This is a genomic window from Streptomyces griseomycini (genome assembly GCF_014203535.1).
GTDB classification, from domain to species: Bacteria; Actinomycetota; Actinomycetes; order Streptomycetales; family Streptomycetaceae; genus Streptomyces; species Streptomyces griseomycini.
On sequence record NZ_JACHJI010000002.1, the window covers coordinates 783402 to 803708 of the forward strand.

Genomic DNA, 20307 nt, shown 5'->3' on the forward strand with positions numbered 1-20307 from the left:
CGCTGCGACCCCCGCCGCTAGGCGGCGCGGATCAGAAAGCGAGCCGAATTACTCGGCACCGCCCTGCTCGTCCTGCTTGGCGCGGAGCGCGTCCACGGTGCGGACGAGCTTCGACGGCAGCGCCTGGAAGACGGAGGCAGCCTGGGACTGCTTCGCCTTGAAGGCACCGGCCAGCTTGGACAGCAGAACCTCGCGGGACTCGAGGTCCGCAAGCTTCTTGATCTCGTCGGCGGAGAGGGCCTTGCCCTCGAGGACACCGCCCTTGATGACGAGATTCGGGTTCTCCTTGGCGAAGTCACGGAGACCCTTCGCCGACTCCACCGGGTCACCGGTGACGAAGGCGACCGCCGTCGGGCCAGCGAAGAGCTGGTCGTCCAGCGTGATCCCGGCCTCGTTGGCCGCAATCTTGGTCAGCGTGTTCTTCACCACGGCGTACTGGGCGTTCTCACCGAGCGAACGACGCAGCGTCTTGAGCTGCGCCACGGTGAGACCGCGGTACTCGGTCAGCACGGCGGCGTTGGAGCTGCGGAACTTGTCCGTCAGCTCGGCAACCGCGGCAGCCTTGTCGGGCCTCGCCATAGAGCCTCGGCCTCCTTCCGGGTGATTCGGACCGCGCGGACCCGAAGGAGGACTGGGGAAAACGAAACGCCCCGGGCGCAGGCGCACGGGGCGAAGCTCAACCGGTTTCTCGCACACGCTCGGCGGTGCGTTCCGGGAACTCTTCCACTGTCACCTGCGCGGGTCGTCCGCAGTTCAGCGGATCCTTCGGCCACCGCGCCCTCTTGCGAGCGCACGGCAACGACCAGCGGTCTTTGGCTTCTGTGGAAGAGTACGGGAACGGAACGGCGTCAGGCAAATCGGCCGAGCGGGTGCCGTAGAGACACCGGAGGCGTCGGGGACGTCAGGAGCTGAGACCGGCCTCGGACTCGGCCCCCAGGCCCTCCAGCTCCTTCAGCATCTCCATGAGGTCGAAGGTCTCCCCCGCCGGCGGCGCCTGGACATCGGCCTTGGCGCCGTAGTCGGAGTAGTGGGCCGTCATGTTCATCGTGCCCTGGGGCATCTTCATCCCGACGACCATCTTGACCGGGTAGTTGTCCTCGTTGACCCAGACCTGGGTGTCGTAGCCCTTCAGACCGCTCTTCTTGACGTTGGCGGTCAGCTCCTCGCGCTCCTTCTCGGAGAGCATGTCGAACGACTTGTTGGCGTCGAGCATCTCCTCGAAGCTCAGCGTGCCCTTGTAGTGCTGCGTCTGGACACCGTCGACCTTCTCCGGGCCGACGTGCTTCAGGTTCGGCGACTCGAGCAGCAGGGCGAGCTGCTGCGCCGGGTCCTGGTTCATGTTCTCCATGCCGCTGGTCATCTGCTTCTGCAGTTCCGCGTCGCCGGACTCCTCGGCGATGGCGGCGAAGTCCATCTTCATCCAGCGCTTGCCGTCCATCTCGGCGGCCTGCTTCTCGCCCATGTCCATGTACATGGCGTTGTCCAGCATGATCATGCGGACCTGCTCGGGCGCGTCCGGGTCGCCCGCCGTGAGCGCCGAGCCCTTCATCGTCACGTCCATGACAGCGGGGTCCCAGCCCTGGACGCCGGAGAGCTCCATGGTGCCGCCGCCCTCCACGCCGGCCGGCATCGACATGGTCATGCGGACCTTGGAGGACTTGGCCTCCGAGGTGTTCTTGAAGGCGGCCTGGAGGACCTCGGTCATCTCGTTCTGGGTCTGGACCCGGGACTCCGACGAGTCGGCCGCCTTCTTCTTCCCGCCCCCGTCACCGTCCTGACAGCCCGCGACACCCGCGACGACGGCCACGGCCGTCAGGGAGACACCCGCGCGCTTCCATGCGGACATGCCCATGAATCCCACCCCTGGTTTTCTTCGGTGTTGTTGTACCTGTGAATCAAGTGAACGGTAACGCACCCGACTGACACTGTCGTACGAAAAACCCGTCCCCACGCCTTCGGAAGACGTGGGGACGGGTTCACGGGTTGCACGGACCGGTCGCACCGGCCCGACCGGCTCAGACCGCGGCCGGGTCCTCCTCGACGAGGAGGTTGCGGGTGCGGTTCGGGTCGACCGGGATGCCGGGGCCCATCGTGGTGGTGATGGCGGCCTTCTTGATGTACCGGCCCTTGGCGGCGGACGGCTTCAGACGGAGGATCTCCTCCAGCGCGGCGCCGTAGTTCTCCACCAGCTTGGTGTCGTCGAACGACACCTTGCCGATGATGAAGTGCAGGTTCGAGTGCTTGTCGACGCGGAACTCGATCTTGCCGCCCTTGATGTCGTTGACAGCCTTGGCGACGTCCGGGGTCACGGTGCCGGTCTTCGGGTTCGGCATCAGACCACGGGGACCGAGCACACGGCCGAGGCGGCCGACCTTGCCCATGAGGTCCGGGGTGGCGACGACGGCGTCGAAGTCCAGACGGCCCTTCGACACCTCGTCGATCAGCTCGTCGGCGCCGACGATGTCGGCGCCCGCGGCACGCGCGGCCTCGGCACGGTCACCGGTCGCGAAGACCAGGACCCGGGCGGTCTTGCCGGTGCCGTGCGGGAGGTTCACGGTGCCACGGACCATCTGGTCGGCCTTGCGCGGGTCGACACCCAGGCGGAAGGCGACCTCGACGGTGCCGTCGAACTTGGTCGTGGAGGTCTCCTTGGCGAGACGGACGGCCTCGAGCGGGGCGTAGAGCTTGTCCCGGTCGACCTTGGCGTCCGCAGCGCGGAGAGACTTGCTGCGCTTGCTCACTGAAAGCTCCTGTTGGCTTCTTAGGAGTCGTGGTCCGGGCCGAGCAGGCCCTGCCACTTCTGCTTGCTTACGGGGGTGGAGGTCAGCCCTCGACCGTGACGCCCATGGAACGGGCGGTGCCGGCGATGATCTTCTCGGCGGCGTCCAGGTCGTTGGCGTTGAGGTCGGGCATCTTGGTCTGGGCGATCTCACGGACCTGGTCGCGGGTGATCTTGGCGACCTTGGTCTTGTGCGGCTCGCCGGAGCCCTTCTCCACGCCCGCGGCCTTGAGGATCATCTTGGCGGCCGGCGGGGTCTTGGTGATGAAGGTGAAGGAACGGTCCTCGTAGACCGTGATCTCCACCGGGATGACCCAACCGCGCTGCGACTCGGTCGCGGCGTTGTAGGCCTTGCAGAACTCCATGATGTTGACGCCGTGCTGGCCCAGCGCGGGGCCGACCGGCGGGGCCGGGTTGGCGGCACCGGCCTGGATCTGGAGCTTGATGAGCCCCGTGACCTTCTTCTTCTTGGGAGGCATGGCTCTCCGGGTCCTTTCGATTCGGGTCCTGCCCGCGTCATGGGACAACCCGGACGCAGGCATACCGCACAACGATAACGGGTATGGATGCGCGGCCAAAAACCGCGCAGGTCAGACGAACGCCCGAGCGTCTGCCTGACCTGCGCGGAAGCGTGAGTCCAGAGGTTCTGGCCCGAGGGGTCAGTTCTTCTGGATCTGGTCGAAGGAGAGCTCGACCGGCGTCTCGCGGCCGAAGATCTCCACCAGGCCCTTGACCTTCTTGGAGTCGGGGTTGATCTCGTTGATGGTCGCCTGGAGCGTGGCGAACGGGCCGTCGGTGACGGTGACCGAGTCGCCGACCTCGAAGTCCAGCACCTGGACCTCGACCTTGCGCTGCGGAGCCGGCTTGCCCTCGGCCTCGGCGGCCTCGCGGGCGGCCTTCTCCTCGGCCTCCGGGGCGAGCATCTTGACGATCTCGTCCAGGGTCAGCGGGTACGGGTCGTAGGCGTTGCCCACGAAGCCGGTGACGCCGGGGGTGTTGCGGACGACGCCCCAGGACTCGTTCGTCAGGTCCATGCGGACCAGGACGTAACCCGGGAGCTTGTTCTGCTTGATCGTCTTGCGGTCGCCGTTCTTGATCTGGACGACCTCCTCCTGCGGCACCTCGGCCTGGAAGATGTAGTCCTCGACGTTCAGCGAGACGGCGCGCTGCTCCAGGTTGGTCTTCACCCGGTTCTCGTAACCCGCGTACGTGTGGATGACGTACCACTCGCCGGGCAGCGTCCGCAGTTCCTCACGGAGTTTCTCGACCGGGTCGCGGTCGTCCTCCTCGGCCTCGACGGCCGCTTCCTCGCCCTCGACGGCGGCCTCGTCCTCGGCCTCGGCGGCCTCGTCCTCGGCGGTGTCGGCAGCCTCGGCCTCCGCGGAGGCCTCGGTGTCCTCGATGTCCGCGCCCACGACGGCGTCGAGCGCGTCCTCGACGGACTCGGCCCCCTCGCCGCGAGGCTCAACGGCGTCGTTCACGTTCGGGTCAGACACGGTGGCTGCTTCTTCCTGGATACATACGGGTGGAACATGCGAAAGGAGCGCCGAGTACCTCGGCGCTCTTCGCTCTCGGCTCAGCCGAAGACGTACTTGGCGGCGTGGCCGAGGCCATAGTCGATCAAAGTGACCAGCCCGATCATGATGACGACGAAGATGATCACGGCCGTCGTGTACGACGTCAGCTGGTTGCGGGTCGGCCAGACAACCTTGCGGAGCTCCGCCACGATCTGGCGGTAGAAGAGCGCGAGGCGCTTCAGCGGGCCCTTCTTGGCGCGCTTGCCGCCCTTGCGGGTCTTCTTGGAGTCCGGCGCCTCGTCCTGGGCATCAGGCATGTCGATGGAGCCCACGGCGTCCGTCACTCGTCCTCACCTGATTCCGGGTCGTGGCCGTGCCGCGCCCGGTCTGAGCCGCACGGCGGTGCATTGCTGTACGTACATGCGCACACATCCTGGCGAAGGTGTGTGTAGCAGGGCCGGAGGGACTTGAACCCCCAACCGCTGGTTTTGGAGACCAGTGCTCTACCAATTGAGCTACGACCCTTTGTGTGTCCCCCAACGTACCGCATCCCGCCGGGTGCTCGGTGTACACCCGGATGAGTGCGGGCCGTCGAAGGCCAACGAGGTGAGAGTGTACGTGGTCCCGGGCCGGGCGTCGAACAGAAAGTGCCCGCGGGGAGCCGCGGCACCGGCGGGCCGGCGGAGGATCGCCCTGACCAGCGGCCCCCCGGCGGGTCGATCCGGACTGATGTCCGGGGGTTTGCCCGATCCTGTTCAGTGGGTGAAACCCTCGTGCCGCGGGGGTTTGCGGTCTGGAACGATGGGCCCATGAGCGCTGCAACCCCTCCCACCGAGCGCCGGGTCTCCGCCCGAGTCGGTGCGATCTCCGAGTCCGCCACCCTCGCCGTGGACGCCAAGGCCAAGGCCCTCAAGGCCGCCGGGCGACCGGTGATCGGCTTCGGCGCCGGTGAGCCCGACTTCCCGACGCCGGACTACATCGTCGAGGCCGCGATCGAGGCCTGCAAGAACCCCAAGTTCCACCGCTACACGCCGGCCGGCGGTCTGCCCGAGCTGAAGGCCGCGATCGCCGCGAAGACGCTGCGCGACTCCGGCTACGAGGTCGACCCCTCCCAGATCCTGGTCACCAACGGCGGCAAGCAGGCCATCTACGAGGCCTTCGCCGCGATCCTCGACCCGGGCGACGAGGTCATCGTCCCGGCGCCGTACTGGACGACGTATCCGGAGTCGATCCGGCTGGCCGGCGGTGTCCCGGTCGAGGTCGTCGCCGACGAGACGACCGGCTACCGCGTGAGCGTGGAGCAGCTCGAGGCCGCCCGCACCGAGAAGACGAAGGTCGTCCTGTTCGTCTCCCCGTCGAACCCGACCGGCGCGGTCTACGGCGAGGCCGAGACCGAGGCGATCGGCCGCTGGGCGGCCGAGCACGGGCTGTGGGTGCTGACCGACGAGATCTACGAGCACCTGGTCTACGGCGACGCGGTGTCCGTGTCGCTGCCCGCGCTCCTGCCCGAGCTGCGCGACAAGTGCATCGTGGTCAACGGCGTGGCGAAGACCTACGCGATGACCGGCTGGCGCGTGGGCTGGGTCATCGGCCCGAGGGACGTCGTGAAGGCCGCGACCAACCTCCAGTCGCACGCCACGTCCAACGTCTCGAACGTCGCGCAGGCGGCGGCGCTGGCCGCGGTCTCCGGCGACCTGGAGGCGGTGGCGAAGATGCGCGAGGCCTTCGACCGCCGGCGCAAGACCATCGTGCGGATGCTCAACGAGATCGACGGCGTGGTCTGCCCGGAGCCCGAGGGCGCCTTCTACGCCTACCCGTCGGTGAAGGCGCTGATCGGCAAGGAGATCCGGGGCAAGCGGCCGCGGAACTCCGTGGAGCTGGCCGCGCTCGTCCTGGAGGAGGCCGAGGTCGCGGTGGTGCCCGGTGAGGCGTTCGGTACGCCGGGGTACCTGCGGCTGTCGTACGCGCTGGGCGACGAGGACCTGGTCGAGGGTGTGAGCCGGATCCAGAAGCTGCTGGCCGAGGCGCGGGACTGACGTTCCGCTCACGCGAGCGCGCACCGGCGAACGGGGGCGCCCGGGTTCCCTCCCGGGCGCCCCCGTTCGTCTGTGCGGGCAAGACCACGAAAGGGGAAAACGCTACCGGGGCGGCCGGGGCGTACGGCAGGATCGGCGAATGGAGCGTGTACGTGATGTCTCTGAGCTGCCGAAAGCCCATCTTCATCTGCACTTCACCGGATCGATGCGGCCCACCACCCTGCTGGAGCTGGCCGACAAGTACGGGGTGCGCCTGCCCGAGGCGCTGACCGACGCGCTGACCGGCGGGGAGCCGCCGAGACTGCGGGCCACGGACGAGCGGGGCTGGTTCCGTTTCCAGCGGCTGTACGACGCGGCGCGCTCGTGCCTCAGGGAGCCCGAGGACATCCGGCGGCTGGTGCGGGAGGCTGCTCAGGAGGAGCTGCGGGACGGCTCCGGCTGGCTGGAGATCCAGGTGGACCCGACGTCGTACGCGCCCCGGCTGGGCGGGCTGATCCCGGCGCTGGAGATCATCCTGGACGCGGTGGACGCGGCGATGCGGGACACCGGGATCGGGATGCGGGTGCTGGTGGCCGCCAACCGGGTGAAGCATCCGCTGGACGCGCGCACGCTGGCCCGGCTGGCGGTGCGGTACGCGGACCGGGGCGTCATCGGGTTCGGGCTGTCCAACGACGAGCGGCGCGGGATGGCCCGTGACTTCGACCGGGCGTTCGCGATCGCGCGCGAGGGCGGCCTGCTGTCGGCGCCGCACGGCGGGGAGCTGACGGGGCCGGCGTCGGTGCGGGACTGCCTGGACGACCTGGAGGCGGACCGGATCGGGCACGGAGTGCGGGCGGCGGAGGACCCGCGGCTGCTGCGACGGCTCGCGGACCGGCAGGTGACGTGCGAGGTGTGCCCGGCGTCGAACGTGGCGCTGGGCGTGTACGAGAAGCCGGAGGACGTGCCGCTGCGGACGCTGTTCGAGGCGGGCGTGCCGTTGGCGCTGGGCGCGGACGACCCGCTGCTGTTCGGCTCGCGGCTGGCGGCGCAGTACGAGATCGCGCGGCTGCACCACGGGTTCACGGACGCCGAGCTGGCGGAGCTGGCCCGGCAGTCGGTGCGGGGCTCGGCGGCGCCGCAGGACGTGAAGGCGAAGCTGCTGGCGGGCGTGGACGAGTGGCTGGCGGCGCCGGTGGGGTGAGCCGCCGTCCCTCCCCGGTCAGGGCGCGATGCCGGCCAGGAGGGTGCGGGCCAGTCGTGCCGCGAAGGCGTCCACCGGCGGGCGGCCGGCGTCGGACGTGTCGTAGGCGAACGCGCGCTGGGCGCAGGCGCCGAGGAGCAGGGACGCGGCGGCGAAGGTGTCCGCGTCGGGGGAGATGCGGCCCAGGTCCCGTTCCGCGCGGAGGTACGCCGCCAGTGACTCGATGGGCAGGTGCGGTCCCGACTCCATGTGCCGCATGGCGTCCTCGTGCCGGCGCTTGAGCTGGGTCTCGGCGTACAGGGACGCGGCGATCGGGAAGCTCTGCTCGTAGAAGAGGGCGGCCTGGCGGGCGATCTCGGTGAGGTTGTCCTCCAGGGTGCCCCGTCCGGGCTCGGCCGCGAGGCTGCTCAGCAGCGGGTTCAGCCGCGGCAGCCGCTCCACGAGGACGCGGATGAACAGCTCCTCCTTGCCGGTGAAGTGCTTGTAGAGCGCGGCCTCGGAGCAGCCCGCCGCCCTGGCGATCTCCTTGGTGGTGGCGCGGGCGAGGCCCACGGTGAGCATGAGCCGGTGGGCGGCGTCGAGGATGCGTTCCCGGGCGGGCCCCGGGGCCGGCGGCTCCTCGGGCTGTCTGTGCTGCATGGCCCCCAAGGATGTCATGGGCGTTCCCCCTGGACTTGACGGGTGGGTGAGTGCTTACCCACCCTGGAGGGGTCAGGGGTGAGTAAGCACTCACCCACCCCCTGTCGAGGGACGGGAGCACGCCATGAACCTCACCGTTTTCGGCGCCACCGGAGGCGTCGGACAGGAGATCGTGCGTCAGGCACTGGCCGCGGGGCACCGGGTCACGGCGGTCGTACGGGACCCCGCGCGGCTGTCCGTCACCGGTGACGCCCTGGAGGTGTTCCGCGCGGACCTGACCGACCCGGAGGCCGTGCGCCCCGCGGTCGCGGGCCGGGACGCCGTCCTGTCCGGGCTCGGCGCCCGCAGCCGCAAGGACGCCGGGGTGGCGACCCGGCTGACCCGGACCGTGCTCGGCGCCATGGAGGCGGAGGCCACGCGGCGACTGCTCGTGGTGAGCGCCGCCCCGGTCGGCCCGGAGCCGGAGGGCGCGGGACTGCTGGACCGGGGGGTGCGCGGGATCGTCTCGGCGGTGTTCCGGGACGTCTACGCCGACCTGCGGGAGATGGAGGCGGAAGTGGCCCGCAGCGCCACGGACTGGACGGTCGTACGGCCGCCCCGCCTCCAGGACAAGCCGGTCAGCGGGGTGTACCGGACGGTCGTCGGGGGGTCCGTGGCGAAGGGCAACTTCGTGGGCCGGGCCGATGTGGCGCACGCGATGCTGGCGATGGTCGACGACCCGGCGACCGTGAAGCAGGGCGTGGGCGTGGCCTACTGAGCCCGGGCGGCCGGGCCGGCCGGGGCCCTCAGAGGCTCACGCCGACGGTCACCGGCTCGTTGACCAGCGTGATGCCGAAGGCCTCGCGCACGCCGGCGACGACCTCGCGGGCGAGCGCCAGCAGGTCCTCGGTGGTCGCGTCGCCCCGGTTGGTCAGGGCGAGGGTGTGCTTGGTGGAGATGCGGGCCGGACCGGTCCCGTAGCCCTTGGTGAAGCCCGCCCTGTCGATCAGCCAGGCGGCGGAGGTCTTGGTGCGCCCCTCCCCCGCCGGATACGCGGGGGGCTCGACGTCGGCGCCCAGCCGCTGCTCCACGCGCGCGCGGAAGGCCGCGAACTCCTCGTCCGTGAGGATCGGGTTGGTGAAGAAGGAGCCGGCCGACCAGGTGTCGTGGTCCTCGGGGTCCAGGACCATGCCCTTGCCGGCGCGGAGCTTCAGGACCGTCTCACGGGCCGTGGGCAGGGGGACGCGGTCGCCCGGCTCGACGCCGAGGGCGCGGGCCGTCTCGGCGTACCGGACGGGGCCGGAGAGACCGCCCGCGTCCTCCAGGGCGAAGCGGACGCGCAGGACGACGTAGCGCTCGGGGTCGGCCTTGAAGCGGCTGTGGCGGTAGGAGAAGGCGCACTCCTCGTTGGTGAGGGTGACCGTCTCGCGGGCCCGGCGGTCGTAGGCGACGACCTCGGTGACGGTGGAGGAGACCTCCTGGCCGTACGCGCCGACGTTCTGGATCGGGGTCGCGCCCGCCGAACCGGGGATGCCGGCCAGGCACTCGATGCCGGCCAGGCCCGCCTCCACGGTGCGGGCGACGGCGTCGGTCCACACCTCTCCGGCCGCGAGTTCCAGGCGCGTGCCGTCCAGGGCGAAGCCCCGGGTGGCGATGACGAGTGCGGTGCCGTCGAAGCCCTTGTCGCCGATGACCAGGTTCGAGCCGCCGCCGATGACCAGCAGGGGCGTGCCGCTGTCGTCGGCCTCGCGGACGGCGGCGATCACCTCGTCGTCGGTCGTCGCGGTGACCAGGCGGGTGGCGGGGCCGCCCAGCCGGAAGGTGGTCAGCGGGGCGAGGGGGGCGTCGTGGAGTTCCTGCACGCGCTCAAGACTAAGGCCCCCGCCGGGCGGGCCGGCGGGGGCGGTGGCGCTCGTGCGCGGGTGCCGGTCCCCGTGTGCGCGGACGATCCGGTCAGGTCCCCGCGCGTGCGCCCACGGCGGCTCGCACGCGCGCGTGCGTCCGGGTTTCAGCTGAGGCGCCGGATGACCTCGGGCCAGTCGACGGGGAGGTCGTCGCTCCTCGCCGTCCAGCTGACGAACTTCGCGTCCCGCATCTGCCGGGAGAGGCTCCGGGCCGTGGGCCCGTGCGGGCCGGAGCGGGCGAAGGCACCGAGGGCCTTCGGGGACTCCCAGGCGGAGAGGGTCCAGAAGGTCCGTCGCAGCGGCTGCGCCTTCAGGGTCGCCCCGTAGGCGCCGGGGGCCCTGCTCACCTGCCGCCACACTCCGGGCGTCTTGAAGAAGAACCGCAGGGCTCCCCAGAGGGTGCGGGTCTCGAAGCGGGAGGCGAAGACGTGCACCTCGGTGTGGGGCGGTGGGGTGTTCGGGACGGTCCAGGGGAGGGTGGGCACGGCCGGGCTCCTTTCTGGTGGACGGGGTGCCGGAACGTTCAGGAGGCTGTTTCCAGGGCCCGCTCGGGCGCGGGCGCCGCCTCGGGCCGGCCGGGGGCGGCGGGCCCGCGGGCCGGGATGAGCAGGGCGGCGACGCCCGCGAGGGCGACCGCCGCGGAGCCGGTGATCAGCGCGGGGCGCATGCCGTCGACGAAGGACCGGGCGGACTCGTAGCCACCCCGGGCCGAGAAGATCGACGCCATGATCGCGACGCCGAGGGCGCCGCCCACCTCGCGCAGGGCGTTGTTGGCTCCGGAGGCGATGCCCTGTTCCTTCGGAAGGACGCTGGACATCACCAGGTTGGAGGCCGGGGCGAAGAACAGGGCCATGCCGACGCCACTGACGATCAGGGCGGGCAGCTGGACGGCGTAGGAGGCTCCGGCGGTCGCCACCACGGCCAGGTGGCCGAGGCCGAGCGCCTGCAGGAAGAGCCCGGCGGCGACGACCGGTCGGCCGCCGATGCGGTCGGAGAGGATGCCGGCGATCGGGGCGACGAGCATCGGCATGCCGGTCCAGGGCAGCATCCGCAGGCCGGCCTCGGTGGGCGAGTAGCCGAGCACGCCCTGCATGTACTGGCTGAGCAGGAAGATCGAGCCGAACATGCCGAGGAACATCAGCAGGCTCGCCGCGTTGATGCCGGAGAAGGCCCGGGAGCGGAACAGCCGCATGGGCAGCATGGGGTTCTTGGCGCGGACGCCGTAGAGGACGAAGCCGACGAGCAGCGCCGCTCCGGCGAACAGGCCGACCAGGACGACGGTGCCGGTCCAGCCGTCGACGGGGCCGCGGACCAGCCCGTAGACGATGCCGAACAGGCCGCCGCTGGCGAGCAGGGTGCCGGGCAGGTCGAGCGGGGCGCCGGTGCCGTGGGACTCGGCGAGGCGCAGGCGGGCGAGCGGGATGAGGATCAGGCCCAGCGGGACGTTCAGCCAGAAGATCCACTGCCAGGAGATGTGCTCGGTGAGACTGCCGCCGACGAGCGGTCCGGAGGCCACGGCGAGCCCGTTGACGGCACCCCAGATGCCGTACGCCGTCCCGCGCCGCGCCTCGGGCACGGCGGCCGTCAGCAGGGTGAGGGTGAGGGGCATCATGACCGCGGCCCCGGCGCCCTGGACCGCGCGGGCGGCGATGAGGGAGTCGATGCCGGGTGCCATGGCCGCGGCGGCGGACGCCCCGGTGAAGACGGCGAGGCCGGCGACGAAGAGCCGGCGGCGGCCGAAGCGGTCACCGAGGGCCGCGCCGAACATCAGCAGGACGGCGAAGGTGAGCGTGTAGGCGCTCACGGTCCATTCGAGGTCGTGCAGCGCCCCGCCCAGGTCCTCCCGGATGGAGGGCAGGGCGGTGGTGACGACGAGGTTGTCGAGGGCCGCCATGAAACCGGCGACGCTGGTGATGACGAGTGCCCAGGCGGCCGATCCGCGGCCCGCGGTCTGCTGTGACATCGCTCCCCCAGGAGATGGAGATTCCGGTTAGTTATTGATGACTAACTTTCGTGCGCAGAAAAAGACGGGGTGGAGGGAAGCGGCGGCGCGCCGCCCTCCGCCCGTCAGTCCTCGGCGGATTCGTCGGCCCTCGGCGGACGCACGGGCCGCGCCGACGGGTAGACCCCTTCCCAGATCCAGTGGCCCGGCGGGAATCCCATGGCCGACAGGCAGTTGATGAGCATGCCGTACGCCATGAAGGTCGTCGTCTCGCTGACGTCGGCCCCCAGGGCGAGGTGGACGGTCTCCCACAGCCGCAGCCAGCCGGCCCGCACCGACTCGCCGAACTCGTGGTCGCCCTCCTGCTCCGCGGCGGCCACGGCGAGGTACGTCTGCATCTGCATCTGCATCACCTCGGGCCGTTCCGCGATGGTCCTCATGTAGGCGTTCGCCATGGCATGCAGGGCCTCTTCGCCCTCCAGACCCTCGGCGGCCTCCGTGAACATGCGGGTGACGTCCTGGGAGCAACGCTCCGACACCGCCAGGAAGATGGCCTTCTTGCCCGGGAAGAGCCGGAAGAGGTACGGCTGCGAGACACCGACCCGCTTCGCGATCGCCTCGGTCGACGTGCCGTGGTAGCCACCCCGCGCGAACTCGGCGGTCGCCGCGCGGATGACGCTCTCACGCCTCTCCTCTGCGCTCATCCTGACCATGCCGCAAAGTTAGTACTCAATCACTAACTAGGTCAAGGGGGATCCGGGGCCCGCATCGGGACCCGCCCGCGCGAGGAGAGACGTGAGGGGCGCCTCCCCACGGAGAACGCCCCTCACGCCTTCTTCCTCCGACCCCGCGTCAGGCCAGCCGTACGACCGCCCGCGACATCCCCAGCACCTTCTGCCCGGCGCTGGTCGCCGTGAGGTCCACGCGGACCGTGTTGCCGTCGAGCTTGGCCGCGACCTTGCCGCTGACCTCGATGGTGGCGCCCCGCTCGTCGTTCGGGACGACGACCGGCTTGGTGAAGCGGACGCCGTACTCCACGACCGCGCCCGGATCCCCGGCCCAGTCGGTCACCACGCGGATCGCCTCGGCCATGGTGAACATGCCGTGCGCGATGACGTCGGGCAGACCGACCTCCTTGGCGAACTTCTCGTTCCAGTGGATGGGGTTGAAGTCGCCGGAGGCTCCCGCGTACTGGACGAGGGTCGCCCGGGTCACGGGGAACGTCTGCGCGGGCAGCTCGGTGCCGACCTCGACGTCGGCGTAGGAGATCTTCGCCGTCATGGTGTTGCTCACGCCTCCTCGGCCGCGCGGGCCACCAGCTTGGTCCAGGCGGTCACGACGTGCTCGCCGGCCTCGTCGTGCACCTCGCCGCGGATGTCCAGTATGTCGTTGCCGGCCAGCGACTTGACCGACTCGATGGTCGAGGTGACCGTGAGCCGGTCACCGGCCCGCACCGGACGGTTGTAGACGAACTTCTGGTCGCCGTGCACCACTCGGCTGTAGTCCAGCCCGAGCTGCGGGTCGGTGACGACCTGCCCGGCGGCCTTGAAGGTGATCGCGAACACGAAGGTGGGCGGGGCGATCACATCGGGGTGGCCGAGCGCCTTGGCGGCCTCCGCGTCCGTGTACGCCGGATTGGCGTCCCCCACAGCCTCGGCGAACTCACGGATCTTCTCCCGGCCCACTTCGTAGGGCTCGGTGGGCGGGTAGGTCCGCCCCACGAAGGACTGGTCGAGCGCCATGCGCGCGGCACCTCCTGTGTCTGGTGTCACTGTGTCACTGGTGTCACTGGTGTCATGAACCGGCGGTGAACACGACGGCCGCGGGTCGGCCGGTGAGGGAAACGACGCGAGGCCGCCCCCCGACTGCGGGGACGGCCTCGTGTACGAGCCTGATTTATCGCGTTTCGCGGTGCGCGGTGTGCGCGTTGCAACGCGGGCAGTGCTTCTTCATCTCAAGACGGTCCGGGTTGTTACGCCGGTTCTTCTTGGTGATGTAGTTCCGCTCCTTGCACTCCACGCAGGCCAGCGTGATCTTCGGGCGGACGTCGGTGGCAGCCACGTGAGTGCTCCTTGACGAACGGATAGACTGATTTAACGCAAGAAGAGTAGCCGATCGAAGGACCGACCCCGCAATCGGCTACTGTCTGTAGCGGTGACCGGACTTGAACCGGTGACACAGCGATTATGAGCCGCTTGCTCTACCGACTGAGCTACACCGCTGCGATGCGATCGGGCCCCGCCTCGCGACGGGAACCTCACGCACCAGAGCCCCAAAACGGAATCGAACCGTTGACCTTCTCCTTACCATGGAGACGCTCTGCCGACTGAGCTATTGGGGCGAGCGATGAAGACATTACACGGTCCGCGGCCGTTCGCCCAAATCCGTTTCGGACCCCCGTCGCGCACGGCCCCCCGCCCTCGACCACCCCTCCCACCGGTCACGCGGTGCACGCCCGGCGCGCACCGCGCACACGGCGGGCCACGCCGGTACGACTATTGCGCTCCTCCCCGCGAGGGGCGGGCCGCCGCCCTAGGCTCGAATCACTCTGCGTGATCTTGTCTCAGTGTGCTGCGCTTCCCCCCTGCGCGCAGCCCGAGCCCCGGGAGCGCGATGCCCGACAGCCGACCTCAGCCACCGCCCCGCCCCCCGTCCTCGTCGCCGTTCCCGGCCTCGGGCCCGGCCGGCCCGGCCCCGCTCCTGCTGTGCGGCGCACGGCTCACCGACGGGCGGACCGTGGACGTACGGCTGGGCGGCGGGCGCATCGAGGCGGTCGGTACGGCCGGCAGCCTGGCGACGGACGGCACGCGCGCGTGCGGCACCCGGATCGACCTCACCGGTTACCTGCTCCTGCCGGCCCCGGCGGAGCCGCACGCCCACGCCGACACGGCCCTGTCCGCCGACGTCGGCGGCCCCGTCTCGTACGACCCCCGGGACGTCCGGCGCCGGACGGCGGAGGCCGCGCTGCTCCAGCTCGGGCACGGGGCGACGGCGCTGCGGGCCCACGTGCGGGTGGGCGACGTGGCCGGGCTCGGCGCGCTGACCGCCGTGCTGCAGGCGCGGCGTTCGCTGCGCGGGCTGGCCGAGCTGACGACGGTGGCCATGCCCCGGGTGCTGACCGGGGTGGCCGGGGCGGACGGCCTCGCGGTGCTGCGGGACGCGGTGAAGATGGGCGCGTCCGTGGTGGGCGGCTGTCCGGATCTCGACCCCGACCCCACGGGGTACGTGGAGGCGGTCCTGGAGGTCGCCTCCGAACACGGCTGCCCCGTCGACCTGCACACGGACGCCGCCGATCCGGCCCGCCTGGCCCGGTTCGCGGCGATGGCCGGCGGGCTGCGGCCGGGGGTGACCCTGGGTCCGTGCGGCGGCCTCGCCGGGCTTCCCGCCGAGGCCGCCGCGCGGACCGCGGACCGGCTCGCGGCGAACGGGGTGACGGTGGTGTGCCTCCCGCAGGGCGGCTGCGGAGGCGTCGACCGCCGGGGCACGCCCCCGGTACGGCTGCTGCGCTCGGCGGGCGTGCGGGTGGCCGCCGGGAGCGGTGCCCTGCGGGACGTGTCGAACCCCGTGGGCCGCGGCGACCCGCTGGAGGCGGCGTACCTGCTGGCCTCACGCCACGGACTGCCCGCCGAGGAGGCCTACGACGCGGTGAGCGCGTCCGCGCGGGCCGTCCTGGGACTGCCCGAGGTGCGCGTGGAGGCGGGTTTCCCGGCCGAACTGCTTGCCGTGCGGGGCGATCGGCTCTCCGGGGCGCTGTCGCTGGCGTACAGCCGCCTCGTGGTGCATCGGGGGCGTGTGGTGGCGCGGACGAGTGCGGTGCGGGAGTACTGCGGTTCGGCGTCGGCGGAACCGGGGCTGCCCCGGCAGGGGCGGGGCGAGGTGTCCTGAGGCGGTCGGGGCCGGGGCGGGGGTCGGGGCCGGGGGGCAGAGCGGGGGTGGGGGCGGGGTGTCAGAGCGGGGGCACCCGGGGAATGCGCGGGAAGTGCACGGGAGGGGTGCGGGGCGGGAAGGGCGTCCGGGGCGGACCGCCGGGGCCGTGGAGTCGTGCGGCGGATGCGGCCCTCCCGGCGTACGGTCGAGGCATGCGCATTGTCATCGCTGGTGGTCATGGTCAGATCGCGCTGCGCCTCGAACGGCTGCTCGCGGCGCGCGGGGACGAGGCGGCGGGGATCATCCGCAAACCCGAACAGGCCGACGAGCTGCGGCAGTTGGGCGCCGAACCGATCGTGCTCGATCTGGAGTCGGCCTCGGTGGAGGACGTCGCGGAGCGGCTGGCGGGCGCGGACGCGGCGGTGTTCGCCGCGGGAGCGGGTCCTGGCAGCGGGGCGGAGCGCAAGGAGACGGTGGACAAGGCGGCCGCGATCCTCTTCGCCGACGCGGCGGTCCGCGCGGGCGTACGGCGCTTCGTGATCGTGTCGTCCATGGGCGCGGACCCGGCGCACGAGGGGGACGAGGTCTTCGACGTGTACCTGCGCGCCAAGGGCGAGGCGGACGCGTACGTACGCGGCCTGGACGCGCTGGACTGGACGATCCTGCGCCCCGGCCAACTCACCGACGACGCCGGCACCGGCCTGGTCCGCCTGGAGGCCCGCACGGGCCGCGGCCCGGTCCCGCGCGACGACGTGGCCGCCGTCCTGGCGGAGCTGGTGGACACTCCCGCGACGGCCGGTCTGACCCTGGAACTGATCAGCGGTCCCGCGCCGGTGTCGGTGGCGGTGAAGTCGGTGGCAGGCAACTGAGGGGCTCCGACGGGCCGGTAGTCCGACAGCTTGGGGACCGACCGGAACGGCGCTAGAAGAGGGGCATCTGCCCCGGGAACTCCGGTACCGCGTAACCGTCCAGCGAGGGCTGTTCCGCACCCGGTCGGGCCCTCCTGCGCGACCCCGGACACGAGGTCAGCTCCCCGCTCCCTCGCGCGCCGGGCGGATCATGGCGCGCGTACCGCCCGGCGACTACGGCGATCTCGCGGCGGCACTCGGGGCAGGCTCTGCGACGGGACGGCATGGAGCCAGTGTGCCCCGGGGGTCTCCGTCCGCGAACGCGAAGAGGACGCGCACACGAAGAGACCCCCTCCGTCCTGCGTTTCCTCAGGACGGAGGGGGTCTTCCCCAGTGTGGCGGCGCCAGGATTCGAACCTGGGAAGGCTGAGCCGGCAGATTTACAGTCCGCGCGGCGAGAGCCGCTTGACCTCTTCACTTCTTCGAGAAAGCTATCGGCACCCCACGCCCACCCCATATCACTCTCGCCGACCGTGGGCTGAGCTGTCTGTATCAACCGTCATCGAGTGCTGGCCTCAGGTCCGTCGCATCCATGCGCGCATGTTCGAACTTCGGGCCGGTCTCAAGTAGGCGGCGGACACCGGCGGCGGCGTGCTTGGTCAGGATCAGCTCGCACAGGATTGCCCCCCGCCGTTTCGGTGGCGTGGCTCATCCGGTGCTCTTGGCCTCTGGCGGCTTACATCGCCGTTCGGACCGCACTTCCTCAACAGACTGCGAGCACAGCCGGGCTCGGACGGTCCTGGGTTCCGCACCGATGCGTGCCGGGTGCGACTCATGTTGCAGGAGCGGAGCGCGCACCTCGCATGACGGCAGGGTGCTGCGGGCGCCTCCTTGATGCCGGTCTAAGACGTGGAGCAGTAAATGAGCGACGAGAACAAGACGCTGGTCGTCCTGGTGGTCGTGTTGGTGTTCACGATGGTGAGTTACATCGCCTTCATCAACCCGCCGTTGGGGATCGCGCTCGGCGTCGGCGTCGCGGTGGCGACGCTGGTGTGGGTGGTTCTGCGCGACAAGTAACGCCTACGAGCGGTGGCCCCGGCCCAATACGGACCGGGGCCACCGCTTGTTCGGACATTCACCCGATCGAGTGCCTCTGACGCACCGTCCGCACTTTCCCCTTCGCGCTGCGACTCCGATTGCAGAAGGGCCCCGGACTAGCCACAGAGAGGCGCAAACAGAAATGACAGCAGGACCCGCACAGCGTGGAGTCGGCGACCAGTCGCCGCCGAGCGCCCCAGCACAGAAGCACGGGGTGAGCGGCGCGGCGGTACCGCAGACCTTCCGCGTTCAGGGTGAACCGGAGACGTCAGGCGCGGCGCTTCCTAACCAGGCGTCGTACGCTGCCGCCGATGCGTCCCCGCCCGTCGACGTCGAAGCGCCGGACTCCGGCACGACCGCAGCCGACGAGACGGCCCCCGCCGAGTGCCTCCATCAGGAGATCAGTCAGGAACTGTACGAGCACGATGGCTGGCTCGGACGTGTGATCTTCAAGGCGGGCTACCGCGATCCGGACCTGTCGGAACTCAAGGGTGACACCCAGGTCCGCTACTACCGCGCGCGGTCCAAGCCCGGCTTTACCTTCAGGAACAGCCCCAAGGCGCTGCTCAGGACCTGCTTCAGCAAGGCGCGGCTCGACTTCCACCGCCGTGAAGGCCGGCAGCCCGAGCCCGTCGAGGAGTTCCCCGAGTCGTCGGTGTCCGAGGCCTCGGAACTGGACCTGGCGATGCAACGGGAGGCGATCAAGACATTTCTGGAAGAGCACCTGCCAGACGTGTCGGAGCGCACAATCTACCTCCTCAGGCACCGGGAGCAGATGACACGGACGGAGATCGCCAAGCGGCTCGGTCTCAACCGGGGCACTGTCGCCAAGCGGCTGACGAAGGCGGAGAAGCACTTGATGTCGCTTCCTGCGGACGTGCTCAACGCCTACTTCCTGCGCTAGAGCCCCTCTAGGGATCACGGTCTGGGCCCCCGTGATCCCGGGAGGAGGCTCTAGAACGGGGCTTCCAACACGAAATGACCAAGGAAAGGGCGGAAACGAGTGAACAACAACGCTCACGACGTCCTCGTAGAGCTTCTCCGCGAGGACGCAGGCACTCAGGAGGGGCAGTCGCGGCCCACTCCTCAAGAGTGGGAACACCACATGGCCGGCATCGCAGCACGTGCGGCACTCGTAGAGGACACCGGGGAGTCCGACTACGAGCAGTCCGTCGACACCGAACGGGTTCGGGTCGTGCTTAGGATCTCGGTGACGGCCCTCGTCGTCGCAGTCGCAGCCGTTGTGCTTGTACTCGCGTTCGTCGGCACCGCAGCAGCGGTAGGGATGACAGCGGTAGCCGTCATCGGCGCCTGCATCCCTCTTCTCGTTGCTCGGCTCTGGCGAGACACGCCTACAAGCGCTGCGGGAATCTTCGGATTGCCACACCGACACGCGAGGTAAACGTCTCTACTCCTGAGTGACCTCTACTAGTGGCGTCGGTCCATCATGTACGCGATGGACCGACGCCACGCAAAAGCCGCCAACGCGAGGAACCGCTGGGGGGCAGGTTTACAGTCTGCGTGACGCAACCAGCTTGAGCTGGGACTTTCCCTCTCTCGGGGGCACCAACCCAACTTCGGCCCCACCACCACTTAGGTGCGGTCTCTAAACCAGTTCAGGATCCCTCGGGCGTCCGTGATCACGTGCGTGGACGTCCCGCTCTGCCCGTCGTCGTCCTGGTACCCGTAGTCCTGGCGGATGCCGACGTCGTCGGTGAACGTGTCGGTGAACGTCTCGCGACGTGTGTATTTCCCGTCGGAGCTCCAGCCGACACGGCTCGTGGTGCGGGTCTCCGTGCGACCCTTGTAGGTCTCGTCGTACTCGTCGAGGAAGTCGCTCAGGAACCTCGCCTCGTCGTCCGTCAGGCGCGTGCTGGAGACGTCCAGATGCTCGCCGATGTAGTCGCGGAGCCGCTTCTTCTCGTGTCGATCCACGTGTCCCTCCCTGTTCCCGTCCGGTGGCCCGGAGGGCTATCCAGAACGATGTTGATCAAGCCGGCCTCCAGGTCAGGCAGAGCTCGAACTGGGTGGCATTCTCCAAGATTCTCGGGGAAGACCGTCAGCGATCCGCGGTAGCGGACGTTGAGGATCTTCCAGACGAGCACCAGGTCCGCCGCTTCACCTCGTAGTCACGCTGGGTCACCTCGCCCACCCCTTCCTCCCGGTCGTCCCTGCCGACGAGCACACCCGCCGTCCCGCCCCGGCCGGGCTGATCCCACTCACCTGCAACGAGATCCAGCGCCTGTTCACGACAGTCCTCGTCCGGCCCATGCGTGATGCGGCCCTTCGGCTCGACTGGTCGGCTTGGCGATGCCGCCATCAGGCCCGAGCGCAGGCCAGTCATTACCGCCGAAAAGCCACGGACCGGACATGAAGATCACGATCTACGGCTGGAGTATTAGCTTCTTGCGCGATGGACCCGGTACCGCCGTACGGCGGAGACTGCTCACTGACCAGGGCGTTCCCACCCTATGTCGCTATTCGGCTGACTTTGGCTGCCGATCACCGTAATGATCGC

Annotated in this window: 24 protein-coding genes, 3 tRNA genes and 1 pseudogene; 9 read left to right on the forward strand and 19 right to left on the reverse strand. The window is 70.1% G+C overall.

All coding sequences use genetic code 11. The annotated features are described in order from the left end of the window. Positions 1-48: 48 nt before the first annotated feature. The 7 genes from rplJ to FHS37_RS08120 form a co-directional block, all read right to left on the reverse strand. Positions 49-579, reverse strand: coding sequence for a 50S ribosomal protein L10 (gene rplJ, locus FHS37_RS08090; RefSeq protein ID WP_184818502.1), 531 nt, complete (start codon positions 577-579; stop codon positions 49-51). Between the two features lie 322 nt (positions 580-901). Further along, complete coding sequence (locus FHS37_RS08095; protein ID WP_184818504.1) at positions 902-1852, reverse strand: SCO4651 family lipoprotein; 951 nt, start codon at positions 1850-1852, stop codon at positions 902-904. Positions 1853-2015: 163 nt separating this feature from the next. Continuing rightward, positions 2016-2741 (reverse strand): 50S ribosomal protein L1, encoded by a 726-nt coding sequence (gene rplA, locus FHS37_RS08100; RefSeq protein ID WP_184818505.1) that lies wholly within the window; start codon positions 2739-2741, stop codon positions 2016-2018. 82 nt (positions 2742-2823) lie between these two features. Beyond that, positions 2824-3258, reverse strand: a complete 435-nt coding sequence (gene rplK / locus FHS37_RS08105; protein WP_028420794.1) for a 50S ribosomal protein L11 — start codon at positions 3256-3258, stop codon at positions 2824-2826. Positions 3259-3438: 180 nt separating this feature from the next. Further along, on the reverse strand, positions 3439-4275 hold the full coding sequence (gene nusG, locus FHS37_RS08110) for a transcription termination/antitermination protein NusG (RefSeq protein ID WP_184818507.1): 837 nt from the start codon (positions 4273-4275) through the stop codon (positions 3439-3441). A gap of 80 nt (positions 4276-4355) precedes the next feature. Next, positions 4356-4640, reverse strand: a complete 285-nt coding sequence (gene secE / locus FHS37_RS08115) for a preprotein translocase subunit SecE (protein ID WP_184818509.1) — start codon at positions 4638-4640, stop codon at positions 4356-4358. Between the two features lie 108 nt (positions 4641-4748). Next, positions 4749-4821, reverse strand: a tRNA-Trp gene (locus FHS37_RS08120). Positions 4822-5105: 284 nt separating this feature from the next. Here FHS37_RS08120 and FHS37_RS08125 point away from each other — a divergent pair. Further along, complete coding sequence (locus FHS37_RS08125; RefSeq protein WP_184818511.1) at positions 5106-6332, forward strand: pyridoxal phosphate-dependent aminotransferase; 1227 nt, start codon at positions 5106-5108, stop codon at positions 6330-6332. Positions 6333-6471: 139 nt separating this feature from the next. Further along, entirely contained in the window at positions 6472-7512 is a 1041-nt protein-coding gene (locus FHS37_RS08130; RefSeq protein ID WP_184818513.1) for an adenosine deaminase, read from the forward strand. A gap of 18 nt (positions 7513-7530) precedes the next feature. Here the strand turns inward: FHS37_RS08130 and FHS37_RS08135 are convergent, their stop codons facing one another. Further along, the gene (locus FHS37_RS08135) at positions 7531-8151 is read right to left on the reverse strand and encodes a TetR/AcrR family transcriptional regulator (RefSeq protein WP_184818515.1); all 621 of its coding nucleotides are present in this window, start codon (positions 8149-8151) and stop codon (positions 7531-7533) included. Positions 8152-8275: 124 nt separating this feature from the next. Between FHS37_RS08135 and FHS37_RS08140 the strand changes: the two genes are divergently transcribed. Continuing rightward, positions 8276-8908: an NAD(P)-dependent oxidoreductase gene (locus FHS37_RS08140; RefSeq protein WP_184818517.1), complete on the forward strand. Its 633-nt coding sequence runs from the start codon at positions 8276-8278 to the stop codon at positions 8906-8908. 28 nt (positions 8909-8936) lie between these two features. On the opposite strand, the gene FHS37_RS08145 is transcribed toward FHS37_RS08140, so the two are convergent. From FHS37_RS08145 to FHS37_RS08185, 9 genes are all read right to left on the reverse strand, one after another. Beyond that, the gene (locus FHS37_RS08145; protein WP_184818519.1) at positions 8937-9992 is read right to left on the reverse strand and encodes a UDP-N-acetylmuramate dehydrogenase; all 1056 of its coding nucleotides are present in this window, start codon (positions 9990-9992) and stop codon (positions 8937-8939) included. 146 nt (positions 9993-10138) lie between these two features. Continuing rightward, positions 10139-10519 (reverse strand): DUF3291 domain-containing protein, encoded by a 381-nt coding sequence (locus tag FHS37_RS08150; protein ID WP_184818521.1) that lies wholly within the window; start codon positions 10517-10519, stop codon positions 10139-10141. Positions 10520-10557: 38 nt separating this feature from the next. Beyond that, a complete protein-coding gene (locus tag FHS37_RS08155) occupies positions 10558-11997 on the reverse strand; it encodes a DHA2 family efflux MFS transporter permease subunit (protein ID WP_184818523.1) in 1440 nt (479 codons plus the stop codon). Between the two features lie 104 nt (positions 11998-12101). Then, a complete protein-coding gene (locus FHS37_RS08160; RefSeq protein WP_184818525.1) occupies positions 12102-12689 on the reverse strand; it encodes a TetR/AcrR family transcriptional regulator in 588 nt (195 codons plus the stop codon). Positions 12690-12828: 139 nt separating this feature from the next. After that, positions 12829-13257, reverse strand: coding sequence for a MaoC family dehydratase (locus FHS37_RS08165; protein WP_184818828.1), 429 nt, complete (start codon positions 13255-13257; stop codon positions 12829-12831). An 8-nt stretch (positions 13258-13265) separates the two neighbouring features. Continuing rightward, complete coding sequence (locus FHS37_RS08170; protein WP_184818527.1) at positions 13266-13718, reverse strand: MaoC family dehydratase N-terminal domain-containing protein; 453 nt, start codon at positions 13716-13718, stop codon at positions 13266-13268. A 154-nt stretch (positions 13719-13872) separates the two neighbouring features. Continuing rightward, on the reverse strand, positions 13873-14037 hold the full coding sequence (gene rpmG, locus FHS37_RS08175) for a 50S ribosomal protein L33 (RefSeq protein WP_003948671.1): 165 nt from the start codon (positions 14035-14037) through the stop codon (positions 13873-13875). Positions 14038-14125: 88 nt separating this feature from the next. Continuing rightward, positions 14126-14198: transfer RNA gene (locus tag FHS37_RS08180), tRNA-Met, on the reverse strand. Positions 14199-14244: 46 nt separating this feature from the next. After that, positions 14245-14317 (reverse strand) — tRNA-Thr (locus FHS37_RS08185). 272 nt (positions 14318-14589) lie between these two features. On the opposite strand from FHS37_RS08185, the gene FHS37_RS08190 reads away from it, so the two are divergent. Continuing rightward, complete coding sequence (locus tag FHS37_RS08190; RefSeq protein WP_184818529.1) at positions 14590-15861, forward strand: amidohydrolase family protein; 1272 nt, start codon at positions 14590-14592, stop codon at positions 15859-15861. A 194-nt stretch (positions 15862-16055) separates the two neighbouring features. Next, the gene (locus FHS37_RS08195; protein ID WP_184818531.1) at positions 16056-16712 is read left to right on the forward strand and encodes an NAD(P)H-binding protein; all 657 of its coding nucleotides are present in this window, start codon (positions 16056-16058) and stop codon (positions 16710-16712) included. Between the two features lie 52 nt (positions 16713-16764). Here FHS37_RS08195 and FHS37_RS39210 read toward each other — a convergent pair whose 3' ends face one another. Then, positions 16765-16977 (reverse strand): hypothetical protein, encoded by a 213-nt coding sequence (locus FHS37_RS39210; RefSeq protein WP_229889784.1) that lies wholly within the window; start codon positions 16975-16977, stop codon positions 16765-16767. Between the two features lie 635 nt (positions 16978-17612). On the opposite strand from FHS37_RS39210, the gene FHS37_RS08200 reads away from it, so the two are divergent. The 3 genes from FHS37_RS08200 (at position 17613) to FHS37_RS08210 (ending at position 19191) form a co-directional block, all read left to right on the forward strand. After that, on the forward strand, positions 17613-17768 hold the full coding sequence (locus tag FHS37_RS08200) for a hypothetical protein (protein WP_184818533.1): 156 nt from the start codon (positions 17613-17615) through the stop codon (positions 17766-17768). Positions 17769-18003: 235 nt separating this feature from the next. Continuing rightward, the gene (locus tag FHS37_RS08205) at positions 18004-18693 is read left to right on the forward strand and encodes a sigma-70 family RNA polymerase sigma factor (protein ID WP_184818535.1); all 690 of its coding nucleotides are present in this window, start codon (positions 18004-18006) and stop codon (positions 18691-18693) included. A gap of 99 nt (positions 18694-18792) precedes the next feature. Beyond that, positions 18793-19191 carry a hypothetical protein gene (locus FHS37_RS08210; protein ID WP_184818537.1) on the forward strand — a complete coding sequence of 133 codons (399 nt, stop codon included), beginning with the start codon at positions 18793-18795 and terminating at the stop codon, positions 19189-19191. Positions 19192-19382: 191 nt separating this feature from the next. Here the strand turns inward: FHS37_RS08210 and FHS37_RS08215 are convergent, their stop codons facing one another. After that, a complete protein-coding gene (locus FHS37_RS08215; RefSeq protein WP_184818539.1) occupies positions 19383-19724 on the reverse strand; it encodes a hypothetical protein in 342 nt (113 codons plus the stop codon). Between the two features lie 161 nt (positions 19725-19885). On the opposite strand from FHS37_RS08215, the pseudogene FHS37_RS39215 reads away from it, so the two are divergent. After that, positions 19886-20163: pseudogene (locus tag FHS37_RS39215) on the forward strand (IS701 family transposase); the annotation flags it as partial. Positions 20164-20307: the final 144 nt, after the last annotated feature.

Bases quoted from the DNA above. Each gene is read 5' to 3' on its own strand.
- rplJ (WP_184818502.1), bottom strand. From the start codon at position 579: ATGGCGAGGCCCGACAAGGCTGCCGCGGTTGCCGAGCTGACGGACAAG.
- FHS37_RS08095 (WP_184818504.1), bottom strand. From the start codon at position 1,852: ATGGGCATGTCCGCATGGAAGCGCGCGGGTGTCTCCCTGACGGCCGTG.
- rplK (WP_028420794.1), bottom strand. From the start codon at position 3,258: ATGCCTCCCAAGAAGAAGAAGGTCACGGGGCTCATCAAGCTCCAGATC.
- FHS37_RS08125 (WP_184818511.1), top strand. From the start codon at position 5,106: ATGAGCGCTGCAACCCCTCCCACCGAGCGCCGGGTCTCCGCCCGAGTC.
- FHS37_RS08130 (WP_184818513.1), top strand. From the start codon at position 6,472: ATGGAGCGTGTACGTGATGTCTCTGAGCTGCCGAAAGCCCATCTTCAT.
- FHS37_RS08135 (WP_184818515.1), bottom strand. From the start codon at position 8,151: ATGCAGCACAGACAGCCCGAGGAGCCGCCGGCCCCGGGGCCCGCCCGG.
- FHS37_RS08140 (WP_184818517.1), top strand. From the start codon at position 8,276: ATGAACCTCACCGTTTTCGGCGCCACCGGAGGCGTCGGACAGGAGATC.
- FHS37_RS08155 (WP_184818523.1), bottom strand. From the start codon at position 11,997: ATGTCACAGCAGACCGCGGGCCGCGGATCGGCCGCCTGGGCACTCGTC.
- FHS37_RS08160 (WP_184818525.1), bottom strand. From the start codon at position 12,689: ATGGTCAGGATGAGCGCAGAGGAGAGGCGTGAGAGCGTCATCCGCGCG.
- FHS37_RS08165 (WP_184818828.1), bottom strand. From the start codon at position 13,257: ATGACGGCGAAGATCTCCTACGCCGACGTCGAGGTCGGCACCGAGCTG.
- FHS37_RS08170 (WP_184818527.1), bottom strand. From the start codon at position 13,718: ATGGCGCTCGACCAGTCCTTCGTGGGGCGGACCTACCCGCCCACCGAG.
- FHS37_RS08190 (WP_184818529.1), top strand. From the start codon at position 14,590: ATGCCCGACAGCCGACCTCAGCCACCGCCCCGCCCCCCGTCCTCGTCG.
- FHS37_RS08195 (WP_184818531.1), top strand. From the start codon at position 16,056: ATGCGCATTGTCATCGCTGGTGGTCATGGTCAGATCGCGCTGCGCCTC.
- FHS37_RS39210 (WP_229889784.1), bottom strand. From the start codon at position 16,977: ATGCCGTCCCGTCGCAGAGCCTGCCCCGAGTGCCGCCGCGAGATCGCC.
- FHS37_RS08200 (WP_184818533.1), top strand. From the start codon at position 17,613: ATGAGCGACGAGAACAAGACGCTGGTCGTCCTGGTGGTCGTGTTGGTG.